Origin of the sequence: Variovorax glucosi, assembly GCF_051216695.1 — a bacterium.
GTDB lineage: Bacteria > Pseudomonadota > Gammaproteobacteria > Burkholderiales > Burkholderiaceae_C > Variovorax.
The window spans coordinates 995,268-1,018,491 of the sequence record NZ_JBPJZE010000002.1 but is presented as its reverse complement, the minus strand read 5'-3'; the positions used below and the strand labels follow the sequence as shown (position 1 = coordinate 1,018,491).

Here is a 23,224-nt window from a genome sequence, read left to right as displayed (position 1 = left end):
ACGTGGGCCGTGCCCCGCGTGCTAGCGTCCCGCCCCGAAATGACCACGAAAAACAACAAACCCCACGCATTCAAGGTCGCGATCCTGACCTTCTTCCTCACCGTCGCGGCCACGCTGCTGGTGCTCAACTTCACCTCCGGCGAACGGAAGATCGAGGAAAAGGTGGAGCGCGAATACGCATTGCGCGACGACCAGTTCCAGCGAGCGCTCGGCGTTCTGCTCGGCCCGCCGATCACCACCGGCAACGTCTTCAAGGCACTGCACAACGGCGACGAGATCTTCCCGCCGATGCTCGAGGCGATCCGCGGCGCGAAGCAGAGCATCACCTTCGAGACCTATATCTACTGGTCGGGCGACATCGGCCGCGCCTTCGCCGATGCGCTGAGCGAGCGGGCGCGGGCCGGCGTCAGCGTGCATGTGCTGCTGGACTGGGTCGGCAGCGCCAAGATCAGCGAAGACTTCCTTAAGGAAATGGAAGCTGCCGGCGTCCACATACGCAAGTTCCACAAGCCGAGCTGGTACGACATCGCGCGGCTCAACAATCGCACGCACCGCAAGCTGCTGGTGGCCGACGGACGAATCGGCTTCACCGGCGGCGTCGGCATCGCACCGACCTGGACCGGCCATGCACAGGACCCGGACCACTGGCGCGACTCGCACTACCGCGTCGAGGGGCCGGTGGTGGCGCAGATGCAGTCGGTCTTCATGGACAACTGGATCAAGGCATCGGGCGAAGTGCTCCACGGCGAGCGCTATTTTCCGAAGATCGTGCCCGGCAATACGAGCGGCGGCCGCGCGCAGATGTTCAGCAGCTCGCCGTCTGGCGGCAGCGAAAGCATGCACCTGATGTATCTGATGGCGATCGCCGCAGCGACGCAGACCATCGACCTCTCCAGCGCCTATTTCGTGCCCGACGAACTCACGCGCAACGCGCTGGTCGCCGCGGCCAATCGCGGCGTGCGCATCCGGATCATTACGCCCGGCCCGCTGATCGACGCCGAATCGGTGCGTGCGGCATCGCGGGCGAGCTGGGGTCCGCTGCTGCAGGCCGGCATCCAGATCAGCGAATACCAGCCGACGATGTTTCATTGCAAGGTTTTTACGGTCGACGGCCTGCTGGTGTCGGTCGGGTCGACGAATTTCGACAACCGCTCGTTCCGCCTCAACGACGAAGCCAATCTGAACATCTACGACGAAGCCTTCGCCGCCCAGGAAACGCAGGTGTTCGAAGCCGACCTGAAGCTCTCGAGCCGCATCACCCTGGAAGCCTGGCAGAACCGGCCGCTGCACGAAAAGGCAAAGGAAAAACTGGCGACATTGCTGGCGAGCCAGCTCTGAACTGCGGGTAAACCCGCAAAAAGGCATATCGACATGCCGATTCAGTATTTGTAGATGGCATGCTCTATGCGTGATGATTCTATTTTTGGATCGTCTCGCATGGAACTCCGTCAACTCGAAGCATTCGCCGCCGTCATGTCGGTCGGCAGCTTCACGGGCGCAGCCAAATTGCTGGCGCGTTCGCAGCCGGCCGTCACGCGGCTGGTTCAGGAGCTGGAAGCGGAGATCGGCTACGCACTTTTCACCCGCAACGGGCCGCGCGTCACGCCGACCCGCCAGGGTTTTCTCCTCTACGAAGACGCCGAACGCGCGCTGGCCGGACTCAGGCAGATCCATGCACGCGCAGCAGAGATCGCGCGCGGCGACGCGGCGCCGCTGCTGATCGCGTCGATTTCATCGATCGGCGTCGGCCTGATGCCCGCCGCGCTCGAGCGACTGGAAGCCGCGCGCGGTTGCGCACCGGTGAACCTGCGAACCGCCTCTCCCGAGCAGGTGGTGCACGCAGTCCTCGAAGGCGCCGTGCAGCTGGGCGCGACCAGCCTGCCGCTGGCGCATGGCGGCCTGCACGTCCACTGGATCGGCGAGCTGCCCTGCGTCGCCGTGCTGCGCGCGGACGATGAACTGGCGCACTGCGCGATCGTTCCGCTGGCCGAGTTGGCCCGGCGCCGGATCGTCACCATGACCAATCCATCCCGCCTGCGCCTCCGGCTCGACGCCGCCATGCGCAACGCCGGGCAACCTGCCGACAGCCGCCGCGTGCTGATCGAGACCAACGCATCGATCAACGCTCAGGCGATGGTGCGCGCCGGCCTCGGCGTTGCCGTGCTGGAACCGCTGACGCCACACGGCGCGCCGCTCGAAGGCCTCGTGGTCCGGCCGCTCGACACGGCCATTCCGTTCTTCTTCGGCGTCATCACGCCGCAGACACGCACGCCGAGCGATGCGGTGCTGGCCCTGGCCGACGCGTTGCTGGATGCATCGAAAGGTCTTCCCGGCTTCGTGCAGCATGCCGCCGCCGATCACGCCACGTTGCTGAATCTGGAGCCGACGACATGACTGCTGCAACCCCGACCCCCATGATTACCGACGGGCTGGCGACGCTCGAAGCGCGGCTGAAGCAGGATTTCCAGTGGCTCGGCCTGCCGGCGAAGCGCTGGGTTCCGGTCTCGCCCAACAGCGATGTGCTCGACGTCGCCATCGTCGGCGGCGGCATGGCCGGCATGGCGCTGGCTGCGGCGCTGCGCAACCTCGGCGTGCAGGCACCGGTTTTCGACCGGGCACGGGAAGGCTTCGAAGGGCCGTGGGCAACCACCGCGCGCATGGAAACGCTGCGCTCGCCGAAGGAACTCACCGGCCCGGCGCTGGGCTTCGCGGCGCTGACATTTCGCGCCTGGTTCGAGTCGCAGTTCGGCCTTGCTGCCTGGAATGCGCTCGACAAGATCCCGCGCCTGCAATGGGCCGACTACCTGCGCTGGTACAGGCGCGTACTGGCGCTCGACGTGCGCAACCGCCAGCGCGTGCTCGCCATCCATCCGCAAGCCGACGGCACGGTGCGGCTCGCGCTCGCCGACGACACGCGCGACGGCGTACCGTATGAAGTGTTCGCGCGCCACGTCGTTCTCGCCACTGGGCGCGACGGCCTCGGCGGTCCGTGGGTTCCCGACTGGGCAGCCGATATTCCGCGCGACCGCTGGGCGCACTCCGCCGACGACTGGAATGCCGCAGCGCTCTCCGGCAAACGGGTTGTCGTGATCGGCGGCGGCGCCTCGGCGATGGACAGCGCGGCGACCGCGCTCGAAGCCGGCGCGGCGCGCGTCGACCTGCTGATACGCCGGGCCGAGCTGCCGCTGGTGAACAAGGGCAAGGGCGCGGGCAATCCAGGCATCGCGCACGGCTTCTCGTCGCTGCCCGATGCGTGGAAATGGCGCTTTCGCCACTACATCAACGTGCAGCAGGTGCCGCCGCCGCACGGCAGCACGCTGCGGGTGTCGCGCCATGCGAATGCGCATTTCCATCTCGGCGCGCCGGTGCGCTCGGTGGCCGTGCGCGACGACGGCGCGCTGCGCATCGACACGGCCAAGGGCGCGCTGGCGACCGATTTCGTAATTTTCTGCACCGGCTTTCGTCCGGACTGGTCGCAGCGGCCGGAGTTCGACGGTTTCGCTTCGCGGGTGCGGTTGTGGCAGGACCGCTTCACGCCGGAGCCGGGCCAGGAAGACGGCGAACTCGATCGGTCGCCCGACCTCGGCCCGTTGTTCGAATTCCAGGAGAAGACGCCCGGCGCCTGCCCCGGCCTGTCGCGCATCCACTGCTTCTGCTATCCGTCGGCGCTCTCGCATGGCGCGGTCGCGGGCGACATTCCGCAGATCAGCGACGGCGCGCGGCGTCTGGCGCAAGGATTGGCGGGCGAACTGTTCGTCGAGGACGCGCCGCTGCATTTCGCGGCGATGGAGCGCTATGCGGAGCCGGAACTGTTCGGCGACGAATGGACGCCGGCCGAATTTCCGGCATACGACGATGCCGCCGTCGAAAGCACGCGGTCATGACCGGCTGGCTGCTCCGCCGTCTCGCGCAGGCCGCGCTGGTCGTGGTGCTGATGACGCTGATCGTCTTCGTCGGGCTGCATGCGATCGGCAACCCGATCGACATCCTGATCGGCGACGACCTGAACCAGCAGGAACGCATCGCCGCCATCGCGCGCCTCGGGCTCGACCAGCCGCTCTGGCGCCAGTACGTCGCCTTCGTGCAGAACGCACTGCAAGGCAACCTGGGCAAGAGCTTCGTCTACCAGGAAGACGCGGTGAAGCTGATCCTGCAGCGGCTGCCCGCGACGATGGAGCTTGCGGTCGGCGCGCTGCTGCTGGCCGTCGTCATCGGCGTGCCGCTCGGGCTGTTCGCGGGCATGAAGCCGGACCATCCGGTGTCGAAAACGCTGATGGCGGCGAGCATCGTCGGCTTCTCGCTGCCGGCTTTCTGGGTGGCGCTGATGTTCATCATGGTGTTCAGCGTGCAGCTCGGCTGGCTGCCCGCGAGTGGGCGCGGCGAGACGCGCGAACTGCTCGGCATCCAGTGGTCGTTCCTGACGCTCGACGGGCTGCAGCACCTGATCCTTCCGGCCTTCAATCTGGCGCTGTTCAAGATCTCGCTGGTGCTGCGGCTCACACGCGCCGGCGTGCGCGAGGTGCTGCCGCAGGACTTCGTGAAGTTCGCGCGCGCCAAGGGCCTGTCGCCGGCGCGCGTGGTGCTGGTGCACGTGCTGCGCAACACGCTGATTCCGCTGGTCACGGTGCTCGGGCTGGAACTGGGCGCGACGATTGCTTATGCCGTGGTCACCGAGACCATCTTCGCCTGGCCCGGCGCCGGCAAGCTGATCCTCGACAGCATCAACTCGCTCGACCGGCCGGTGGTCGTCGCCTATCTGATGGTCGTGGTTGTGATCTTCGTGACGCTCAATCTGGTAGTCGACCTGCTCTACAAACTGCTTGACCCGCGCGTGCGGCTGGAGGGCGCGCGATGACCGAAAAGACAACCAAAACCTTCGGCGAGCGCTCGATCTGGTGGCGCGTCGGCGCGGACTTCCTGCAGTCGAAGGTCGCGATCTTCGGTCTGGTGGTGCTGGCGCTGGTCGTGCTCGCCGCCATCGCCGCGCCGTGGATCACGCCGCAGAACCCGTACGACCTGATGCAGCTCGACGTGCTCGACGCGCGCCTGCATCCCGGCACACCGAGCAGCGAAGGCGGCTACACCTACTGGCTCGGCACCGACGGCCAGGGCCGCGACCTGTATTCGGCCATCGTGTACGGACTGCGCATCAGCCTGCTCGTGGGCATCGGCTCTGCAGCCATCGCCGCGGTGATCGGCACGCTGGTCGGGCTGCTCGCGGCCTATGCGGGCGGCAAGGTCGACGCGCTGCTGATGCGGCTGGTCGATCTGCTGCTGTCGTTCCCGACCATCCTGATGGCACTGATGATCCTGGCCTATGTCGGCAAAGGCGTCGGCAATGTCGTGCTGACGCTGGTGCTGCTCGAATGGGCCTACTACGCCCGCACCGCGCGCGGCCAGGCGCTGGTCGAGACGCGGCGCGAATACGTCGAGGCGGCGCGCGGCCAGGGCATTCCGCGCTGGCGCATCCTGACCGGCCACATCCTGCCGAACTGCCTGCCACCGCTGCTGGTCATCGGCGCCCTGCAGATCGCACGCGCCATCACGCTGGAGGCGACGTTGTCTTTCCTCGGGCTCGGCGTGCCGATCACCGAACCGTCGCTGGGCCTGCTGATTTCCAACGGCTACCAGTACCTGCTGTCGAACGAATACTGGATCAGCTTCTTCCCCGGCATCGCGCTGCTGGCGACCATCGTGGCGATCAATCTGGTCGGCGATCAACTGCGCGACGTGTTGAATCCGAGGTTGCAGAAATGACCGCCATCAAGGAGATTCCGACACTCGAAGTGCGCGATCTGCAGACCAGTTTCCACACCCGTGCCGGCGTGCTGCCGGTGGTGAACGGCGTGTCTTTCACGCTGGAGCGCGGCAAGGTGCTGGGGCTGGTCGGCGAATCGGGATCGGGCAAGTCGGTGACCGGATTCTCGATCATGGGACTGGTGGATGCGCCGGGCCGCGTCGAAGGCGGCGAAGTGCTGTTCCAGGGCCGCGACCTGACGAAGCTCACGCCGAAGGAGCAGCGCGAACTGCGCGGCAACCGCATCGCGATGATCTTTCAGGACCCGATGGCGACGCTGAACCCGGTACTGCGCGTCGACACCCAGATGACCGAGGCGGTGCACGCGCACAAGCGCGCGACGAAGGCCGAGGCACACGCGCAGGCCTCGGCCGCGCTGTCGCTGATGGGCATTCCGAGCCCCGAAGACCGGCTGCGCGCCTATCCGCACCAGCTTTCCGGCGGCATGCGCCAGCGCGTCGCCATCGCCATCGCGCTGCTGCACAACCCCGATCTGCTGATCGCGGACGAACCGACCACCGCGCTGGACGTCACGATCCAGGCGCAGATCCTGTCGGAAATGCAGAAGCTGGTGCGCGAGACCGGTACGTCGATGATCTGGATCAGCCACGACCTGTCGGTGGTGGCCGGGCTGGCCGACGACATCGCGGTGATGTACGCCGGGCGCATCGTCGAGCACGGCACGGTCGACGAGGTGCTCGACCATCCACAGCATCCGTACACGCAAGGCCTGATCGGCAGCCTGCCGAGCGCCAACCGGCGCGGCGAGCGGCTGAGGCAGATTCCGGGCATGGCGCCGAACCTGCTGAGCATGCCGCGCGGCTGCGCCTTCTCGCCGCGCTGCGTGCGCGCCACCGAAATCTGCAGGGCGGAGATGCCGCAGATGACGCATCCGAGGACGGAGGCGCCCGCGCATGCGGTTCGCTGCTTCCATCCCGGCGCGGAGGTGGCGGCATGAAGACGACCGTCCATCCGCTGGTCGACATGCGCGGCGTCACCAAGCGCTTCGGTGCCGAGGCGCCGCCCGGCGCTTTCGGTCGGGCGCTGCGGCGCGCCGGCATCACCGACGCGCCAGTCGTGACGCACGCGGTAGACGGCGTCGATCTGTCCGTGAGTCCCGGCGAAGTGGTCGGCCTGGTCGGCGAATCCGGCTGCGGCAAATCGACGCTGGGCCGCATCGCAGCCGGCCTGCTGTCGCCGACCGAAGGCGAGGTGCGGGTGAATGGAGCGCCGCTCGAAAGCCTGGACGCGGAGGCGCGACTGGCTGCTCGGCTGCGCGTGCAGATGGTCTTCCAGGACCCGTTCGCCAGCCTGAATCCGCGCCTGCGCGTCTCGCGCATCGTCGGCGAGGCGGCGCGCCTGCACGGACTGACCGATACCGCCGGCGAGGACGACTACGTCATCGACCAATTGCAGCGCGCCGGCCTCGACCCTTCCTTGCGCCACCGCTATCCGCACCAGTTCAGCGGCGGCCAGCGCCAGCGCATCGGCATCGCGCGCGCGCTCGCCGTGCAGCCGTCGATGCTGGTCTGCGACGAGGCCGTGGCGGCGCTCGACGTCTCGATCCAGGCGCAGATCCTGAATCTGTTCATGGACCTGCGCGACGAACTCGGGCTGGCCTACCTCTTCATCAGCCACGACCTCGGCGTGATCGAACATGTCTGCGACCGCGTGGCCGTGATGTATCTCGGGCGAGTGGTGGAAAGCGCGCCGGTCGAAGAGCTGTTCGCGCGGCCGAATCATCCGTACACGCAGGCGTTGCTGGCCGAAATCCCGCGCATCGATGTGCGACGGACACGCTTCAACACGATCCGCGGCGAGATTCCGAGTCCGATCTCGCCGCCGTCCGGCTGCCACTTCCATCCGCGATGTCCGCATGCCATGCCGCGCTGCGGCATCGAGGCGCCGAAGCTGCGCCCTGTCGGCGTCGGCGTGCGGCATGCCAGCGCCTGCCACCTGAACGACGCGTCCTGAAAGACGCCTACGCCTTCCGCTCTATTCACCGAATCCGCACATTCTTCGAAAAGGTATCGCCATGAACCGTCTTTCTCTTTCACTCGTCGCCACGGCCGTGCTCCTGTTGAGCGCCGGCGTACACGCCCAGCAGAACCTGTCGATAGCTTTCGCCGACCCGATCTCGTCGGCCGACCCGGAACTCAACAACCATGCCGGCGACCGCTCGCTCGCGCTGCACTTCTGGGATTCGATCGTGCAGGCGAAGGACGGCAGCAAGCTGGAGCCGGCGCTGGCATCGAGCTGGAAGGCGCTCGACGAGAAGACCTGGGAATTCAAGCTTCGCAACGACATCAGGTGGCAGGACGGCACGCCGTTCACCGCCGACGATATCGTGTTTTCGTTCCAGCGCGCCCGCAACGTGCCGGGCTCGGTCGCGTCGTACATCGGCGCGCTGCGGAACGTCGAATCGGTGACTGCCAAGGACCCGGCGACGATCGTCATCAAGGCCGTCACGCCGAACCCGAACCTGCCGATGGAGATCGCTTCGGTCTACATCGTGAGCAAGCACATCGGCGAGAAGTCGAAGACCGAGGACTACAACGCCGGCCGCGCGATGGTCGGCACCGGCCCGTACAAGTTCATCTCGTACAGCCCCGGCGACCGTTCGGTGTTCGAACGCAACCCGACCTACTACGGCCCGAAGCCGGTCTGGGACAAGGTCACCTACCGCTTCATCAACAACGGCGCCGCGCGCACGGCGGCGCTGCTGGCCGGCGACGTCGACGTGATCGACAAGGTCGCCGTCACCGATGTCGAGAAATTGCGCAAGACGCCGACCGTGAGCGTGTTCACCTATCCCGGCCTGCGCGTGCTGCTGGTGCAGCCGAGCCTGCGCGCGGGTCCTAACGACTTTATCACCGACAACGCAGGCAAGCCGCTGGCGCAGAACCCGCTGACAGACGTGCGCGTGCGCCAGGCGCTGTCGATGGCGATCAACCGCAAGGCCATCGTCGACCGCGTGCTGCAGGGCACCGTGACCGAGGCCAACCAGTGGATGCCGAAGAACACCTTCGGCTACAACCCCGACCTTCCCGACATCGCCTACAACCCCGAGCAGGCGAAGAAGCTGCTGGCTGCGGCAGGTTTTCCGGAGGGTTTCAGGATCGCGATCCACGTTCCGGGCGACCGCTATCCGCAGGCGCCGGAGTCGGTGCAGGCCGTGGCGCAGTTCTGGTCGCGCATCGGCGTGAAGACCAGTGTCGAGGTGGTGCCGTGGAGCGTGTATTCGGGCCGCGCCAACAAGAACGAATATGCGGTCAGCGTGGTCGCCTGGGGCAACGGCACCGGCGAGGCGGCTTACGGCCTGCTGAGCACGCTGGCCACGGTCGACCCGAAACGCGGACGCGGCGCCTCCAACTGGGGCCGCTACAGCAACGACGCGGTCGACAAGGCGCTCGACGCGGCGACGGTCGAATTCGACGCGAAGCGCCGCGAAGCCATCCTGCGCCATGCCGCCAAGGTGGTGATGGACGACGCCGGCACCATCCCGCTGTTCCATTACCAGAACATCTGGGCCGCCAAAAAGGGCCTGAAGGTGGTGCCGCTGCTGAGCGACCGCACCACCGCGATGCAGGTCACCAGGATCGGCAAGTAGGTCGGACATGAGTTTGCTGAATGCCTCGCTGTGGATCACGCCTCTCGATGCACTGATCGACGTGCCACGCCGCATCGCGGTGACCGGGCTGCAGCCGGGCGAGCAGGTGACGCTGCGCACGCGCACGCTGCGAGGCCCGGGCGTCGTCTGGCGTTCGGCCGCCGTCTTTCGCGCCAGTGCCGAGGGCCGCATCGATCTCGAACGCGATGCACCCGTCGCGACCGATCCGCCGGGAGGCCCGTACGTCGCCGCTTCGCCGATGGGCCTTATCTGGTCGCAGGCACCCGATGCCGAGGGTGCGCCGCGCGAGGTCTTCGCCGCGCAGCCGTCGGCGCCGCTGATCACTGCGGTGAGGGTGGAGCGCAGCGGAGCGCCCCCGTTGCTCGGGCAGTTCGTGCAGCGGCTCAGGCTCGAAGGCGTGACGCGGCGCGAAGTGCGCGATTTCGGCCTCGTCGGCACGCTGTTCGAACCGGCCGGACCGGGGCCGCATCCTTCGGTGATGGTGCTGAACGGTTCCGGCGGCGGCATCAACGAGCCCCGTGCCGCGCTCTACGCCTCGCACGGCTACATCGCCTTCGCACTCGGCTATTTCAAGGCGCCGGGGCGGTCGGACTACATCTCGAACACGAATCTCGAGTATTTCGAGACGGCATTGCACTGGATGCACCGCGCACTCCGTCCGGCCAACGGCTTCGTCGCGCTCAGCGGCCAGTCGCGCGGAGGCGAGCTGGTGCTGCTGCTGGCTTCGCTGATGCCGCAACTGGTGTCCGCCGTGATCGGCTACGTGCCCGGCGCGGTGGTACACAGCGCGCAGAACGCCTGCGATCCGGCGACCGGCCGCGAAGGCCCTGCCTGGCTGTTTCGCGGTCAGGCCCTTCCCCATCTCTGGGAAAACAACCGCACCGCGACCTGGGCGCCCTGGGATGAAGGCCCGGAGCCGCGCCGCCATGCCGATGCGCTGCGCACCGCGTTGCAGGACGCCGAAGCGGTGGCGCGCGCACGCATCAGGGTCGAGAACATCCGCGGTCCGGTGCTGCTGCTTTCGGCGGCCGACGACGGCTCATGGCCTTCGAGCGACTACAGCCGCATGGTCAATTCGCGCCTTGCCGAAGTCCGGCATCCGCACGAGGCGACCCATCTCGATTTCGACGACGCCGGCCATTCGATCGTCTTTCCCTACGTGCCGACCACGCAGCTCGTCTACGCGCATCCGGTGTCGAATCGGCTCAGCACCACCGGCGGTGCGCCCACACCCAACGCGAAGGCCGACGAAGCCTCGTGGTCGGGCGTGCTGCGCTTCCTGAAAGCTGCGGTGAAGTCCGCTCCCACCTCCGGTTCCGCTTCTGCCTCCAACCCACCGCACGGCATTCCACCCAACGTCTTCTGAACCCGATCTGCCCGACATGCCCGACACCACCGTTCCAGACCTCGTCGACGCCCTCGTTCCCCTGCATGCCGACGACGCCACCGCCGGCGTGTTCGCCGTTCGCCACCGGCGCGACAAGGTCGTCGCCGCCACGCAAGGCAGCTACGACTGCATCTTCGACCCCGCGCTGTCGGGGCCGAGCCTCGCCGAGCGGTTTCTGGCCGCGCACGCGATCGTCCGGCTTGCCGGCATCGCGCCGCTGCAAGCGCACTACCGCAACCGCCTGCTCGCCCTGCCCCGACTCACGCCGGTACAGCAATCAGCTCTCGACGGGGAACCCGTCGAAAGCCTCGCCGCCGACCCGCGCCTGCAGGCCATCCTCCGTTTCACGCAGACGCTGACCGAGCGCCCGGTCGACGGCGACAAGACGGCGTTGCTGAAGCTGCCGGCGGCCGGCCTGGCGACATCCGAGGTCGTCGCGCTGGCGCAGTTAATCGCCTTCGTTGCATACCAGTTGCGCGTCGTCGCCGGTTTGCAGGCGATGGTCGGGCTGGGGGACGACCAGCCGGACGCAACGGCACCGGATGCGCCGCCAGACGCGCCTTTCGTGCATCCGGCCAACCTGCCGAAGCCTGGAGAGCCGTTGCGCGTGAACGGCTACACCAGCGAGACGCTGGAGTGGAAATCGTGGCTGCCGGTGGTCGAACTCGCGCAAGCCACGCCGGCGCAGATCGCGATCCTCGAAAGCAGCCATCCCAAGGCCAAGACCAGCGACTACTACCTGCTGCTGGCCCACCAGCCGCGCATCCTCGAAGAACGCGCCATCGTCTTCAACGCGATCATGTACGCGCCGGGCGGCCTGTCGCGGGCCGAGCGCGAGCTGGCATCGGCCGTGGTGTCGCGGGTCAACGGCTGCGTCTATTGCGCCTCGGTGCATGCACAGCGCTTCGAGCAGCTGACCAAGCGCAACGACGTGATCCACCAGGTGTTCACCGAGCCGCAAGGCGCCGGCACCAGCCTGCGCGAGCGCGCGATCGTCCAGCTGAGCATCGACCTGACGCAGGACCCGGCGCATTTCGGCGCCGAGCAGCTGCGGACGGCGCGGGCGGCCGGACTGTCGCAGCTGGAAATCCTCGATGCGATCCACGCGGCGGCGATCTTCGGCTGGGCCAACCGGCTGATGCTCAACCTGGGTGAGCCGGTTTTCCTGTCCTGATCCGGGCGGCCCGCCTACCGGGTTCGCGCACGCGGTGGCTACGATCGCCGCCGAATGAGATCCCTCCGTGCCCAGCTGATTTTCTTTTGGACCCTGCTGCTGGGCGTTTGCATCGCGCTGGCCGTGGTGATGGTCACGCTCTACCGCAGCAGCGCGGGCGCACAGCTTGCTGCCGGCAAGGCAGCGGCCGAACGATCGTGCGGCGCCATCGCCACGCGCTATGCCAGATCGCTGCCCGACCCCGCTCCCGCGCAGCCGCAGATCGATCTGCTCCAGGTGTTGCTGCAGCTCGTGCTGCTCGAAGCGCCGCAGGTCGAAGGCGGCATCTGGCATGCGAAGGACGGGCTGATCGCCTATGCCTACCCGACCTATGAAGGCAGCGGGGTCAAGCGCGACATTCCTTCGGCCGAGACACCGCTGATCGTCGAGATGGCGCAGGTCGCGGCACGGGCGCAGCAGCCGCAGACCAACGTGGTCCGCGGCACGCAACAGGCGCTGATCGTCGCGTCGTGTCCCCTGGCGTCGCCCGACAGAACTCTCGCCGCCTGGACCATGACCCGCACCTACGCCGGTGCGCTGGCTGCGCAGAACAGCCTTCGCACCGGCCTCGGCGTGCTGATGGCGATGGTGCTGGCGTCGGGTATCTGGCTCGGGCTGATCCTGATGCGCGGCCTGCGGCATGTGAAGCGGCTGGAAATGCGGCTTGCCCAGGCCGAGGGCGACGCAGTGCCGGTGCTCGAACGCACCGGCGTGCGGGAGCTCGACCGCATCGTCGACGGTTTCAACCGCTATCGCCTGCGTTTCGAGGAAGCGCGGACGCATCTGCGCGAAGCCGCAAGCCAGCGCAATCGCGACCAGCGCCTCGCCGCGCTCGGACGCATGACGGCCGGCATCGCGCACGAGATCCGCAATCCGATTGCCGCCATGCGACTGAAGGCGGAAAACGCGCTCGCTGCCGCGCCCGAGCGACAGGCCGATGCGCTGCACACCATCGTCGGGCAGATCGATCGGCTCGAAGACCTGGTGCGCAGCCTGCTGGCACTGGTGCAGCCGGTGACGCTGGCGCCGGTCGCGGTCGACCTGTCCGATTGGCTGGCACAGCGTGCAGCCGCGGTCCGGGACAAGGCGGCCGCGCGCGGTATCGACCTGCTCGACAAACCGCTGCCGCACGGCCTGCCGGACAGCGCCGTCTTCGACCCCCTCCACCTCGCGCGCGCCGTCGACAACCTGCTCGACAACGCCGTGCGCCATGCAGCGCGCCGCGGACAGGTCGTTCTTGCGGCGCTGCGTTCGCCCGAAGGTGCCCTGCTGATCCGCGTCGACGACGACGGCGAAGGCATGCCGGAAGCGATGCACGACCGGCTGTTCGAACCTTTCGCCACCGGCCGGGCCGACGGCACCGGACTCGGCCTCGCGCTCGCCCGCGAGGTGGCGTTGGCCCACGGCGGGGAGCTTCGGCATGTCGCACTGAATCCCGGCACGCGATTCGAACTGGAGCTGCCGTGGCGCGCATCCTGATCGTCGACGACGACGACGCGTTCCGCGAAACGCTGGCCGAGACGCTGCAGAGCCTCGGGCACGAAACATTTCAGGCCGATGGCGGCGCCGAGGGCGTCGCCGTCACACAGCGCACGCGTTTCGATGCCGTGTTTCTCGACCACCGCATGCCCGGCATGGACGGCCTCGAAACCCTGACCGCGATGCAGGCCCGTCTCGCACGGCTGCCGCCGGTGATCGTGCTCACCGCCTACGCAAGCGGCGGCAATACCATCGAGGCGATGCGGCTGGGCGCTTTCGACCACCTGACGAAGCCGATCAGTCGCGATGCGGTGATCGAGGTGCTGACGCGCGCGCTGCATTCCGAAGCGCCGGCCACCGCGGCCGCCGCTACGGATGCCGACGGCTCGGACACCGACCCAGACGCGGACTCGCTCATCGGGCCGAGCGACGCGATGCGCGAAGTCCACAAGCGCATCGGTCTGGCAGCAGCCAGCGACGCGCCGGTGCTGGTGCGCGGAGAAACCGGCACCGGCAAGGAAATGGTGGCGCGCGCGCTGCACAGGCATTCGGCCCGCGCCGACGCACCCTTCATCGCCATCAACTGCGCGGCCATACCCAAGGAGCTGCTTGAAAGCGAACTCTTCGGCCACGTACGCGGCGCCTTCACCGGCGCGATCGGCGAGCGCGCCGGCTGTTTTCGGGCGGCCGACGGCGGCGTGCTGCTGCTCGACGAGATCGGCGACATGGCGCCGGGCGTGCAGGCCAAGATCCTTCGGGCGCTGCAGGAAGGCGAAGTGACGCCGCTCGGCAGCCACAAGACGGTGAAGGTCGACGTGCGCGTGATCGCCGCGACGCATCGCGACCTCGCGGCGGCAGTCCGCGAAGGCAGCTTTCGGGAAGACCTCTTCTACCGGCTGAACGTGCTGTCGATTCGCGTGCCGCCGCTGCGCGATCGGCTGGCCGACATCATTCCGCTGGCGGAGCATTTCCTGAGACTCGCGGCTGCGCGCGCCGGCACGTCGGGCTTCGACGCTGCAAAGAAGCTTTCGGCTTCGGCTGAGCAGTTGCTGCTGCGCCACACCTGGCCGGGCAACGTGCGGGAGCTTCGCAACCTGATGGAACGCTGCAATGCGCTGGTGCGCCAGCGCGTGATCGGCGCGGTGGACCTCTCGGGCGACCTGGCCGTGTCCGCAGGCGAGCTTGCGAACGCCGAACACGACGGCGAACGCAACGGCGAGAACGTCGACGGTGGATTGCCGTCCGACTGGCTCGGCGGCGAGTTGCCGGCGACGGTCGAACGACTCGAAAAACTGATGATCGGACACGCGCTTGCGCAGGCGCAGGGCAACCGCGCGGAGGCGGCGCGGCAGCTGGGCATTCATCGGCAGCTTCTTTATCGAAAGATCGCGCAGTACGGGCTCGACTGACTTGAAGCCGATTGCCTGCGAGTGTCCTGAAACCGGACATGCGTCCGTCCCCAAGTCATCCATTCCAGATCACAAGAGAACCCCAAGTCGTTGATTCATAACGGTTCTTGGGCTGGCACGGCGCTTGATACATGAAAGCATCCCACCAAGGAGCTTTCATGCGATTCGATACTCGTCATTCCCTGCTTTCTGCTGTCGCCGTCATGGCGCTGACAGGCGCCGGCGCCTTTGCGCAGCAGCCCGCTCCCCCGGTCGCTGGCGCCGTGCCACCGACGCCACCGGTTGCAGGCGCGAAAGCGACGCCCCCTGCCCCGCCTTCTCTCAATGCCGAACGCGCCACGCCCGTCGTCACCGGCCGTGTCCAGCGCTGGCTCGTCAATCCAAACGGCGAAGTCGACGGCCTCCTGCTGGCTGACGGTACGCAGGTCGGTTTCCCGCCGCACCTCTCGGCCGACGTCCAGAGTGCACTGAAGGTCGGCGACAACGTCGAAGTCAGCGGATGGCGCGCGCCGAATGCGCCGGTCGTGCGGGCAGCCAGCCTGAAGGCGACAGCCAGTGGTCGCAGCGTGGCGGACAAGCCACCGATGGACGGCGCGATGCATCAGGCGCGCGCGCCGCGCACACCGCGCGATCCCGGCGCGCTCACGGCCATGAATGCCAGCGGTCGTGTGGAACGCATTCTTTACACCGGCCGCGGCGATGCGAACGGCGTGCTGCTCGACAGCGGAACCATCGTCCGCTTTCCGCCGCGCGTGGGCGACGCCTATGAAGGCAATCTGCGACCCGGCAGCGCGATCGAAGCGCGTGGTTGGGGAACCCGCAGCCCGAACGGCAGCGCGCTCGAAGCGACCGCGCTCGGCAGTTCGACCGAGACGATGCGCGACCTGTTCGCCGGCCCCGGTGCGAAGCCTCCCCAGCCAGCGTCCCTGGACCGTCCGGGCAAGGCGCAACGTCAGCCGCCGGCACCGCGCACGTCCGACGCCGCGCCGACGCCGCCGGCCGGACAGGTCCCACCGGCGCCCGCGTCCTGATTTCTTCTTTTTTCCATTCATCACCCACCGAAAGCAATCCATGCCAAAGCCCCATCATGAAATCGATGTCTGGTCCGTCGAAGGCCAGTTTCAGCACCTGATCTACAGCCCGAAAGGCGCCGTCGAAGGCTTCCTGATCGACACCGACGGCGTTCCCACGCAGTTCGTGACCGATCCGCAGGATCCGGCCACGCTGAGCCTGTTCGGCAAGATGAAGCAAGGTCAGTCGGTGACCGTCGAAGGCACCGAGCCGCCGCCGTCGCCGAAGGGCGAGGCCGTGCACTCGATCTACAGGTTCGAACGCCTTTCCGCCGTCGACGGCAAGGAATCGAAGCCGCCGCAGCCGCCGGCCGAGGTGTCCGGGAAGATCGTCCGCTTCAACTATGCGAAACACGGCGCTGTCAACGGCGTGGTGCTCGACAGCGGCGACTTCGTCCATACCAAGCCCGACGGTTTCGACGGTCTCGACCTGAAGGTCGGCGACAGGATCACCGCCGAGGGCGCGATGCATCCGCTCGTGACCGGCGAAGGTCGCGTGGTCGAGGCGATCACCGTCAACGGCAAGCCCGTCGGCCCGGCGCACTGAGCGCGGCCGCAGCGCATCACCGACCCACCGACGCACCGACGAAGCAGCGCCATGCGCGGCCGCTCCTCCCTGCTGGCGCTGACCTGGCTGGCTTTCTTCATGGCGGACGTGCGGGACGGCCTCGGGCCGTTCCTTGCGACCTACCTGCAGGAAAACCACGTCCGCCAGGATCTGATCGGCTACACCATGACAGCCGGCGGACTCGCCGCGGTCGCCATGACGCCCTTTGCGGGCGCCTGGGTCGACCGTTCCCATGCCAAGCGCGCCATGACGGTGGCAGGCGCGCTGGCCGTGCTCGGTGCGAGCGTGCTGGCCTTCAGCACGCTCTCTGGACCGCTGCTGATCGCGTCGCAGATCGTGACCGGTCTGGCAGGCGCGGTGCTCGCGGCCACGATGGCCGCGCTGACGCTCGGTCTCGCCAAATCGTCCGGTTTCAAGCACCAGATGGGTCGCAACGAGGCGTTCAGCCATGGCGGCAACATGGTGTCGGCCATCGGCGCCGGCCTTGCGGCCCATCTTTTCGGCGCGCCGTGGATGCTGGCCGTTATGGCTGCCATGACGGTGGGCATGGTGCTGTTCGTGCTGGCCATCAGGCCGGACGACATCGACCATGAGGCCGCGCGCGGCGACGAACCGCAGGACGAAGCACCGAAGCCCGTCGCTGCAGAGGGGCACTCGCCGGTCCGGACGTTGTTCCGCAACCGCGGATTGCTCCTGTTCGGCCTCACCTGCGCGCTCTTCCACCTGGGCAACGCCGCGATGCTGCCATTGCTCAACCAGCGACTCGCCGCGACAGTCGCCGATTCGGCACCGCTGTTGTGGACGGGCATCGCCATCGTTGTCGCACAGCTCACCATGATTCCGGTGGCGCTCTGGGTCTCGCGCAGCAAGCGTTTCGACATCGTCTGGTTCGTCTACGCCGCGATCCTGGTGCTGCCAATCCGCGGTGCGCTGGCCTATGCGTTCACCAGCGAATGGAACAACATTCCGGTGCAGGTGCTCGACGGCCTGGCCGCCGGCGTGCTGGGTGTCGCAACGCCGCTGATGGTGCAACGCTACGTGCAGGGAACGGGGCGTTTCAACACTGCATTGGGATTCGTGATGACACTGCAGGGCATCGGCGCGGCGCTGAGCCCCGGTATCGCCAATGCGATCGTCGGTAGCGGTCAGCGCTTCGGCCTGGCTTTCGTGGTGCTGGCAACGGCGGCGCTGCTGGCCCTGCCGATGTTCTGGCTGGCGCAGCGAGGTCGGATCACGTCAGCTTGTTGAGACGACAACTCGATCCGGGCGTGATCTGCAGTTCCCAGCCGTAGATCGGCTCCAGATTAAGGAGGTCGCGCAAACGCAGAATCGCGAAATCCGGCGCGATGCCGGTCGGGCGGCGACGCAGCGTCTGCATCGCCGGCACCATGGTCCTGAGCCATGCGCGCGAAATCCGCGTACCGATATTGAAGAACAATTCGAGTGCGAGATCGAATTCTTCCGGTTTCAATTGCACCATGTCTTCGCCGATGAAAACATTTCCGGTTTCAATGCAAAAGCGGTGACCTCCCCACATCAGCCGTATTTCGCTGGTCGGCACCTTGTGGCGTTGCATGAACGAAGTCAGCGTCCGGCACAGTTGCGCAAATGACTGCGATGCCGGAATGACCATGTCGTTCGTCCGAAATCCGGGAATCGCTCCGCCCGAAGCCGCTGCAAAGGAATGAAGGACCGGCAGGTCTTCGCCGATCGCCCGGCGCACGGTGTCGCCGAACTCGGCGTCCGGTTCCGAATCGGCTTCGGCATCTTCTTCGACGTGTTCTACGAATGCCAAGGACAGCTCTCGCGTCCTGGCCCCCATTCTCAGAAACTCCTCCAGGCTGAGGAAAACGAGCGGAACGCACCCGAGCAGACGCAATGCGCGACGTCCGTACTCGCGCGTGCGCGGCGTGTGCGCGAACAACGCGACGCGCGGGCGCGAGTTGGGCGCGAGGGTCGGAGATGTCATTACAGATGGGTACTCCGGACCATTGCCGGGATGGTCGCGGCATGGCCGATGGACGCTCTGTCATTTTTCTTCATGTTCATTCCCTGAATCAACCATTTCATTGCTTCGCGGGCTTACTCCGCTCGCACTGACGCGGGCCGGATGATGTCGTGCGCGATATGTACACAGTCATTTCTATTTAGATATGTTCAGATTTATTCCGATCTCAAAGATGCAACCTTCGGCTTCGTCGCAATGCAAAAAACACATTGTTTAAAACGTAATGCCGTGCAGCACGAATAGCTTGCTGCAATTGGCCCACGCATCTCCGAGAGACTCGAATGTTCAAATCCGCGCATCGAATATCCGCCGCCGCATCTGTTGTTCAGGCCAACGTACTTCTCGCCTTCGCCGCGGGCTGCATCACTTTTCATGTTGCGCTGACGGCGGTCTGGGCCGGTCTGCTCGGCGACGTGCCATCGATGGTCGTCGGCTTCGGCGTGACCGTGCTCGTCACTTATCGGCTGCTGCTGATGGCCTCGGCGACCGACCGCGTCCGCGACGACCTCGGTATCGTCGCGGCGATGCTGGCCTGGTCCGCCTGCGCGGCCTACCGCAGCAGCGAAACCGTCTGCTGGCTGCCGGCGATGCTGGTCGTCGTTTTCCTCGCACCGCAGTGGCTCATGTTCGGCCTGCTCGCGGCAAGCGTGGTGCTGGCCGGGACCGCCGGATGGCTCGAAGGCGCTGCCACGGCAGGCGTCCAGGCCGGCGGCATCGCGCTGGCGACCGGGCTGTGCGCCGCTCTCTACCGGCTGGCGCAAGCCCGGCACGAAGTACAGCAGCTGATGGAGGTCCAGCGCCTGAAGGCGATCGTGGAAGCGGCCGGCGTCGGTTTCATGGAGCTCGACGATCGGGGCAGCGTTCTGCTTCTGTCGCGCAGGCTGCTGATCAAGCTGGGCGCGCAGGACGCCCAGACCGCGATGAGCGCCTGGCGGATGCTGGACCTGTTCCATCCCGACGACCATCTCGCCGCCGCGCGTGCGCTGCAGCGTGCAGCGGCGGGAGAACCGGGCACGCTCGTGCCGCGTGCCTCGTGCGAGTGCCGACTTCTCCGTTCCGACGGCAGCGCGCTGTGGGTCGATGCGCAATTCCTGAAGCCGATGCCGCCGGCGCGAGGTGCGGTCGCCGCGTTCCTGGACATCGCGGATCGAAAGCGCCTGGAAAGCGAACTCGGCGAAAGCCGACGCCGGCTGGATGCGCAGAATCAGGAACTGGCGACCCAGTTCGAGGTTTCGAAGAACGCCCTCCATGCACGCCAGGAGGTCGAGCGACTGGCGCAGCACGACCTGAAATCGCCGCTGAAAAGCATCGCAGCAACGGTCTCCCTGCTGCGCGACGGACGGACGCTGTCGGCGTCGGAAGAGGTGCTGCTCGGTTCGATCGAACGCACCGCAGGACGTGCGCTGGCAATCGTCAGCATGTCCCTCGACCTCTACCGCATGGAGGAAGGCACCTTCCGCTTCGTGCCTGAAGTCGTCGACCTGGGAGAGATCGGGCGACGGGTGATCGCGGAGATCTCGCTCCACGCGCGCACGAAGAACGTGCGGCTGGACTTCGTGGGCATGCGGCAGGCCGTGCGAGCCGTTGGCAACGACGTGTTCGTCACCTCCATCGTCGAGAACCTGGTGCGAAACGCCGTCGAGGCGGCCCCCGAACATTCGGCCGTGCGGCTGGTGCTTTACGACGGCGTCCGGGTCGGACTGATCATCCACAACGAAGGCGCCGTGCCGGAGGAGATACGCGGCAACTTCTTCGAGAAATACGTGACGCACGGAAAACGCGACGGCCTCGGATTCGGCACCTACTCGGCGCGACTCATCGCGCGCGCGCAGGGCGGCGAACTGAGCATGTCCAGTTCGGACCAGAATGGCACGACGCTGACGCTTGAACTCAACCGCAACGCGGGCCTGACCGAGAAACCGATGCAATTCCTCCCTGCCGCCCCACCGCAGAACCTCTCGCCGCTCGATCTGCTGGTGGTCGAGGACGACGACCACAACTGGCTGCTGCTGTCGAGCTGGATGCCCGCGCATGTCAGCGCGCGCCGGGCGATCAACGGTCGCGACGCGGTCGATGCGCTGGTCGAACGCAGGCCCGATCTCGTGGTCATGGACCTGGAAATGCCGGTCATGAACGGCTTCGAAGCGCTGTACCGGATTCGCGAGATGCAGTCGCTCGCCGGCGAAGAAGCCAGCATGGTCTGCGCATTCACCGGCTACGACGATGTCGACACCAGGCAACGTATCCGGTGCGCAGGTTTCGACGGCATCCTGTCCAAACCCGTGGTGAAGGCGGAATTCGACGCACTCCTGGCCTCGATCGCCAGGGAAGAGACACCGGTGCATGAGCGCAAGGTGTGGGTGGAGAAAAAATTCGCCGAAGCTTTCCCCGAGTTCATCGAGTCGCGGCGGGCACTGGTCGACGATATCGAGCGCGCAGCCGCGGCCGGCGATCCGGTGAGTGCGCGCCGCGCGGCGCACACCCTCGCCGGCAGCCCTGCGATTCATGACTTCGATGCCGGCGTGCTGATCTGCAGGAACATCATCGCGTCACCCCACGATGTCGACGCGGCTTGGCTCGCCGCGCAGATCGCGACACTGCGCAAACTGCTGGCAGATCCGGAAATCCGTTGAGACCGTTCGACGCCCGACCGTGTCAGCCGAACACGGCCGTGGCCGGATGTTTTGAACCCCGTGCAGCACACTGGCGCGCCTTGGCAAGCAGCTGCTCCTGCACGATCGGTTTGCTGAGATATTCCACCAGTCCCGCTTCGCGCATTTCGGCGATGCGGTCGGTCGACAGGTAGCCGGTGACGGCGACTATCGGCGTGTGTTCGTTCATCGAACCCTCGGTCCAGACAGCGACAGATGCGTCGATGCCGGTCATGACCGGCATCTGTATGTCCATCAGGATCAGATCGAAACGCTGTCGCGAGCATTCGTCGATGGCGTGTTCGCCGCTTTCGGCAAGATGCACTTTCCAGCCTTCCGTCGACAGCAACGTCATCAGGTAGTGCCGAATGTACGGATCGTCGTCGACCACCAGCACCTGCCATGCAGCAATGTCCGTCGATTCCTCGAAGGCAGGTTCGACCGTGCGGCCGACATGCGGTCGAAGCGGAAGCATGCATTTGAAGCTGCTGCCGCTGACGCCGTCGCTTTCGAAATCGAGCGATCCGTTCATGAGCCGGGTCAGCAGGTTGCTGACGGTCAGGCCCAACCCCATGCCGCCATGCAGACGCCTACTCGATCCGTCGACCTGGTAGAAATTGTTGAAGACGAGCGCCTTCTTCGCTGCCTCGATGCCGATGCCGGTGTCGCGTACGAGGATGCACAGCATCGGTTCGGCGGGCTGCATCGCCCCCCGGTACGAATTCGACCGGTCCTGCGTGCCGGTCTCGCAGCGCAATTCGACGTCCACCCGCCCGGTGTTGGTGAACTTGATCGCGTTGCCAAGCAGGTTGACGACGATCTGCCGGACCCGCTCGGGATCTCCGTAGATCTTCGCCGGTACGTCGGCTCCGTAGGCCGAACCCAGAGCAATGTTCTTTTCCTGCGCCCTGAACCTCACGGACTCCAGAACCTCCTGGATCAGTTTGCGCGGATCGAAGACGGCGTCCTGCAGCGACAGCTGATCGGCGTTCAGCTTGGCTACGTCCAGCAGCGCATCGATCGTCGTCAGGAGCGAGAAGCACGACGTGTCGAGATAGCCGAGGGCCTCCCGGTGCGTCACCAGCATCTGCGCTTCCTGCGCCTTGAGGAGTTTCGTGTAGCCCAGCATGGTGGTCAGCGGCGTCCGGATCTCGTGACTGACGTTCTCCAGGAACTGGTTTCTGGAAACGATGGCAGCCTGGGCATCGGAAAGCAGTTTCACGCGCTCGACGCTGATTTTCGTCATGAGCCGGAAGCCCTCCCAATTTGCCATCGTGCCCCAGGCGACTCCGCATGCCATCAGCAGGATGAGCAGCGTCAGCCAGAGCTGTCCCGTGTGCAAACCCGTCGCTGCGACATAAGTCGACGCCATGAAAATGGGCGTCGCATAAGCCGCAGTGGCCATCGGTATGACGTAGATCGCAGCGGCTGCGCCGGCCGCCAGGAACGAACAACCCATGAAAGCAAACGCCAGGGTATCGAAAGGCGAATCCGGCAGATAGAAGACGATCGCCGCCGCCCAGACCCCGCCCAGAAGGCCGGAATAAGCCGTGAGCCGGCCGATCCTTCGGCGCGAGACAGACGCCGGTCGCGGCATGCCTCTCAATTTCAAATAGCTCGTGCAGACCGGCAGCAGGAAGATCCACATCGCAATCACGAGCAGGTAAGGGTGCGCCGCCTTGCCCTGAAGCGAAAGACTGCCCAGCAACGCCCCGAGCCCGTTACCGAAGATGATCATCGGCAACTGCCGGACGATGGCAACGGATTGGGCGATTCGAAGCTCCGCGTCCAGCAATTCGATGCTGTGCTCGGGAATTTTTAACCGCCGCGATGGATCGTTATCAAGCAATTTTTATTCCGTAAAACCCATGCGAACCAGATTCTCCACGCGAACAAGCGGCCAAGGTTGCACAAATACCAGGCATGCCGACGAAAATTAATTGAGAATAATCCTTTCCAATCCGAAATTCTGTTATCAAACACCGTCTCGATCTGGACTTCTTTGTTAAAT

General features: G+C 66.2%; 18 protein-coding genes. 16 read left to right on the top strand and 2 right to left on the bottom strand.

The window, feature by feature from the left end; translation table 11 throughout:
* Nucleotides 1-39: 39 nt before the first annotated feature.
* The 15 genes from ACSFA3_RS13000 (at nt 40) to ACSFA3_RS12930 (ending at nt 17,802) form a co-directional block, all read left to right on the top strand.
* Nucleotides 40-1,338 carry a phospholipase D-like domain-containing protein gene (locus ACSFA3_RS13000; RefSeq protein WP_435505857.1) on the top strand — a complete coding sequence of 433 codons (1,299 nt, stop codon included), beginning with the start codon at nt 40-42 and terminating at the stop codon, nt 1,336-1,338.
* 99 nt (nt 1,339-1,437) lie between these two features.
* On the top strand, nt 1,438-2,394 hold the full coding sequence (locus ACSFA3_RS12995) for a LysR substrate-binding domain-containing protein (RefSeq protein WP_435505856.1): 957 nt from the start codon (nt 1,438-1,440) through the stop codon (nt 2,392-2,394).
* Entirely contained in the window at nt 2,391-3,884 is a 1,494-nt protein-coding gene (locus ACSFA3_RS12990) for an NAD(P)-binding domain-containing protein (protein WP_435505855.1), read from the top strand. Before ACSFA3_RS12995 ends, ACSFA3_RS12990 begins: the two co-directional genes overlap by 4 nt.
* Nucleotides 3,881-4,855, top strand: coding sequence for an ABC transporter permease (locus tag ACSFA3_RS12985; protein WP_435505854.1), 975 nt, complete (start codon nt 3,881-3,883; stop codon nt 4,853-4,855). The genes ACSFA3_RS12990 and ACSFA3_RS12985 overlap by 4 nt, the downstream gene beginning before the upstream one ends.
* Complete coding sequence (locus ACSFA3_RS12980) at nt 4,852-5,757, top strand: ABC transporter permease (protein ID WP_435505853.1); 906 nt, start codon at nt 4,852-4,854, stop codon at nt 5,755-5,757. Before ACSFA3_RS12985 ends, ACSFA3_RS12980 begins: the two co-directional genes overlap by 4 nt.
* A complete protein-coding gene (locus ACSFA3_RS12975) occupies nt 5,754-6,755 on the top strand; it encodes an ABC transporter ATP-binding protein (protein WP_435505852.1) in 1,002 nt (333 codons plus the stop codon). Before ACSFA3_RS12980 ends, ACSFA3_RS12975 begins: the two co-directional genes overlap by 4 nt.
* Nucleotides 6,752-7,771 carry an ABC transporter ATP-binding protein gene (locus ACSFA3_RS12970; protein WP_435505851.1) on the top strand — a complete coding sequence of 340 codons (1,020 nt, stop codon included), beginning with the start codon at nt 6,752-6,754 and terminating at the stop codon, nt 7,769-7,771. Before ACSFA3_RS12975 ends, ACSFA3_RS12970 begins: the two co-directional genes overlap by 4 nt.
* A 61-nt stretch (nt 7,772-7,832) precedes the next feature.
* Entirely contained in the window at nt 7,833-9,407 is a 1,575-nt protein-coding gene (locus tag ACSFA3_RS12965; RefSeq protein WP_435505850.1) for an ABC transporter substrate-binding protein, read from the top strand.
* Between the two features lie 7 nt (nt 9,408-9,414).
* Complete coding sequence (locus tag ACSFA3_RS12960; protein ID WP_435505849.1) at nt 9,415-10,794, top strand: acyl-CoA thioester hydrolase/BAAT C-terminal domain-containing protein; 1,380 nt, start codon at nt 9,415-9,417, stop codon at nt 10,792-10,794.
* A 16-nt stretch (nt 10,795-10,810) separates the two neighbouring features.
* Nucleotides 10,811-11,989, top strand: a complete 1,179-nt coding sequence (locus ACSFA3_RS12955; RefSeq protein WP_435505848.1) for a CMD domain-containing protein — start codon at nt 10,811-10,813, stop codon at nt 11,987-11,989.
* A gap of 54 nt (nt 11,990-12,043) precedes the next feature.
* On the top strand, nt 12,044-13,507 hold the full coding sequence (locus ACSFA3_RS12950) for a sensor histidine kinase (protein ID WP_435505847.1): 1,464 nt from the start codon (nt 12,044-12,046) through the stop codon (nt 13,505-13,507).
* On the top strand, nt 13,492-14,916 hold the full coding sequence (locus ACSFA3_RS12945; RefSeq protein WP_435505846.1) for a sigma-54-dependent transcriptional regulator: 1,425 nt from the start codon (nt 13,492-13,494) through the stop codon (nt 14,914-14,916). Before ACSFA3_RS12950 ends, ACSFA3_RS12945 begins: the two co-directional genes overlap by 16 nt.
* A 158-nt stretch (nt 14,917-15,074) precedes the next feature.
* On the top strand, nt 15,075-15,947 hold the full coding sequence (locus ACSFA3_RS12940; protein WP_435505845.1) for a hypothetical protein: 873 nt from the start codon (nt 15,075-15,077) through the stop codon (nt 15,945-15,947).
* 40 nt (nt 15,948-15,987) lie between these two features.
* The gene (locus ACSFA3_RS12935; RefSeq protein ID WP_435505844.1) at nt 15,988-16,533 is read left to right on the top strand and encodes a hypothetical protein; all 546 of its coding nucleotides are present in this window, start codon (nt 15,988-15,990) and stop codon (nt 16,531-16,533) included.
* Nucleotides 16,534-16,584: 51 nt separating this feature from the next.
* On the top strand, nt 16,585-17,802 hold the full coding sequence (locus tag ACSFA3_RS12930; protein ID WP_435505843.1) for an MFS transporter: 1,218 nt from the start codon (nt 16,585-16,587) through the stop codon (nt 17,800-17,802).
* On the opposite strand, the gene ACSFA3_RS12925 is transcribed toward ACSFA3_RS12930, so the two are convergent.
* Nucleotides 17,786-18,523, bottom strand: a complete 738-nt coding sequence (locus ACSFA3_RS12925; protein WP_435505842.1) for a hypothetical protein — start codon at nt 18,521-18,523, stop codon at nt 17,786-17,788. The genes ACSFA3_RS12930 and ACSFA3_RS12925 overlap by 17 nt on opposite strands.
* 320 nt (nt 18,524-18,843) lie before the next feature.
* Between ACSFA3_RS12925 and ACSFA3_RS12920 the strand changes: the two genes are divergently transcribed.
* Nucleotides 18,844-21,195: a response regulator gene (locus ACSFA3_RS12920; RefSeq protein WP_435505841.1), complete on the top strand. Its 2,352-nt coding sequence runs from the start codon at nt 18,844-18,846 to the stop codon at nt 21,193-21,195.
* A 22-nt stretch (nt 21,196-21,217) separates the two neighbouring features.
* Here ACSFA3_RS12920 and ACSFA3_RS12915 read toward each other — a convergent pair whose 3' ends face one another.
* A complete protein-coding gene (locus ACSFA3_RS12915; RefSeq protein ID WP_435505840.1) occupies nt 21,218-22,951 on the bottom strand; it encodes a response regulator in 1,734 nt (577 codons plus the stop codon).
* Between the last annotated feature and the right edge of the window lie 273 nt (nt 22,952-23,224).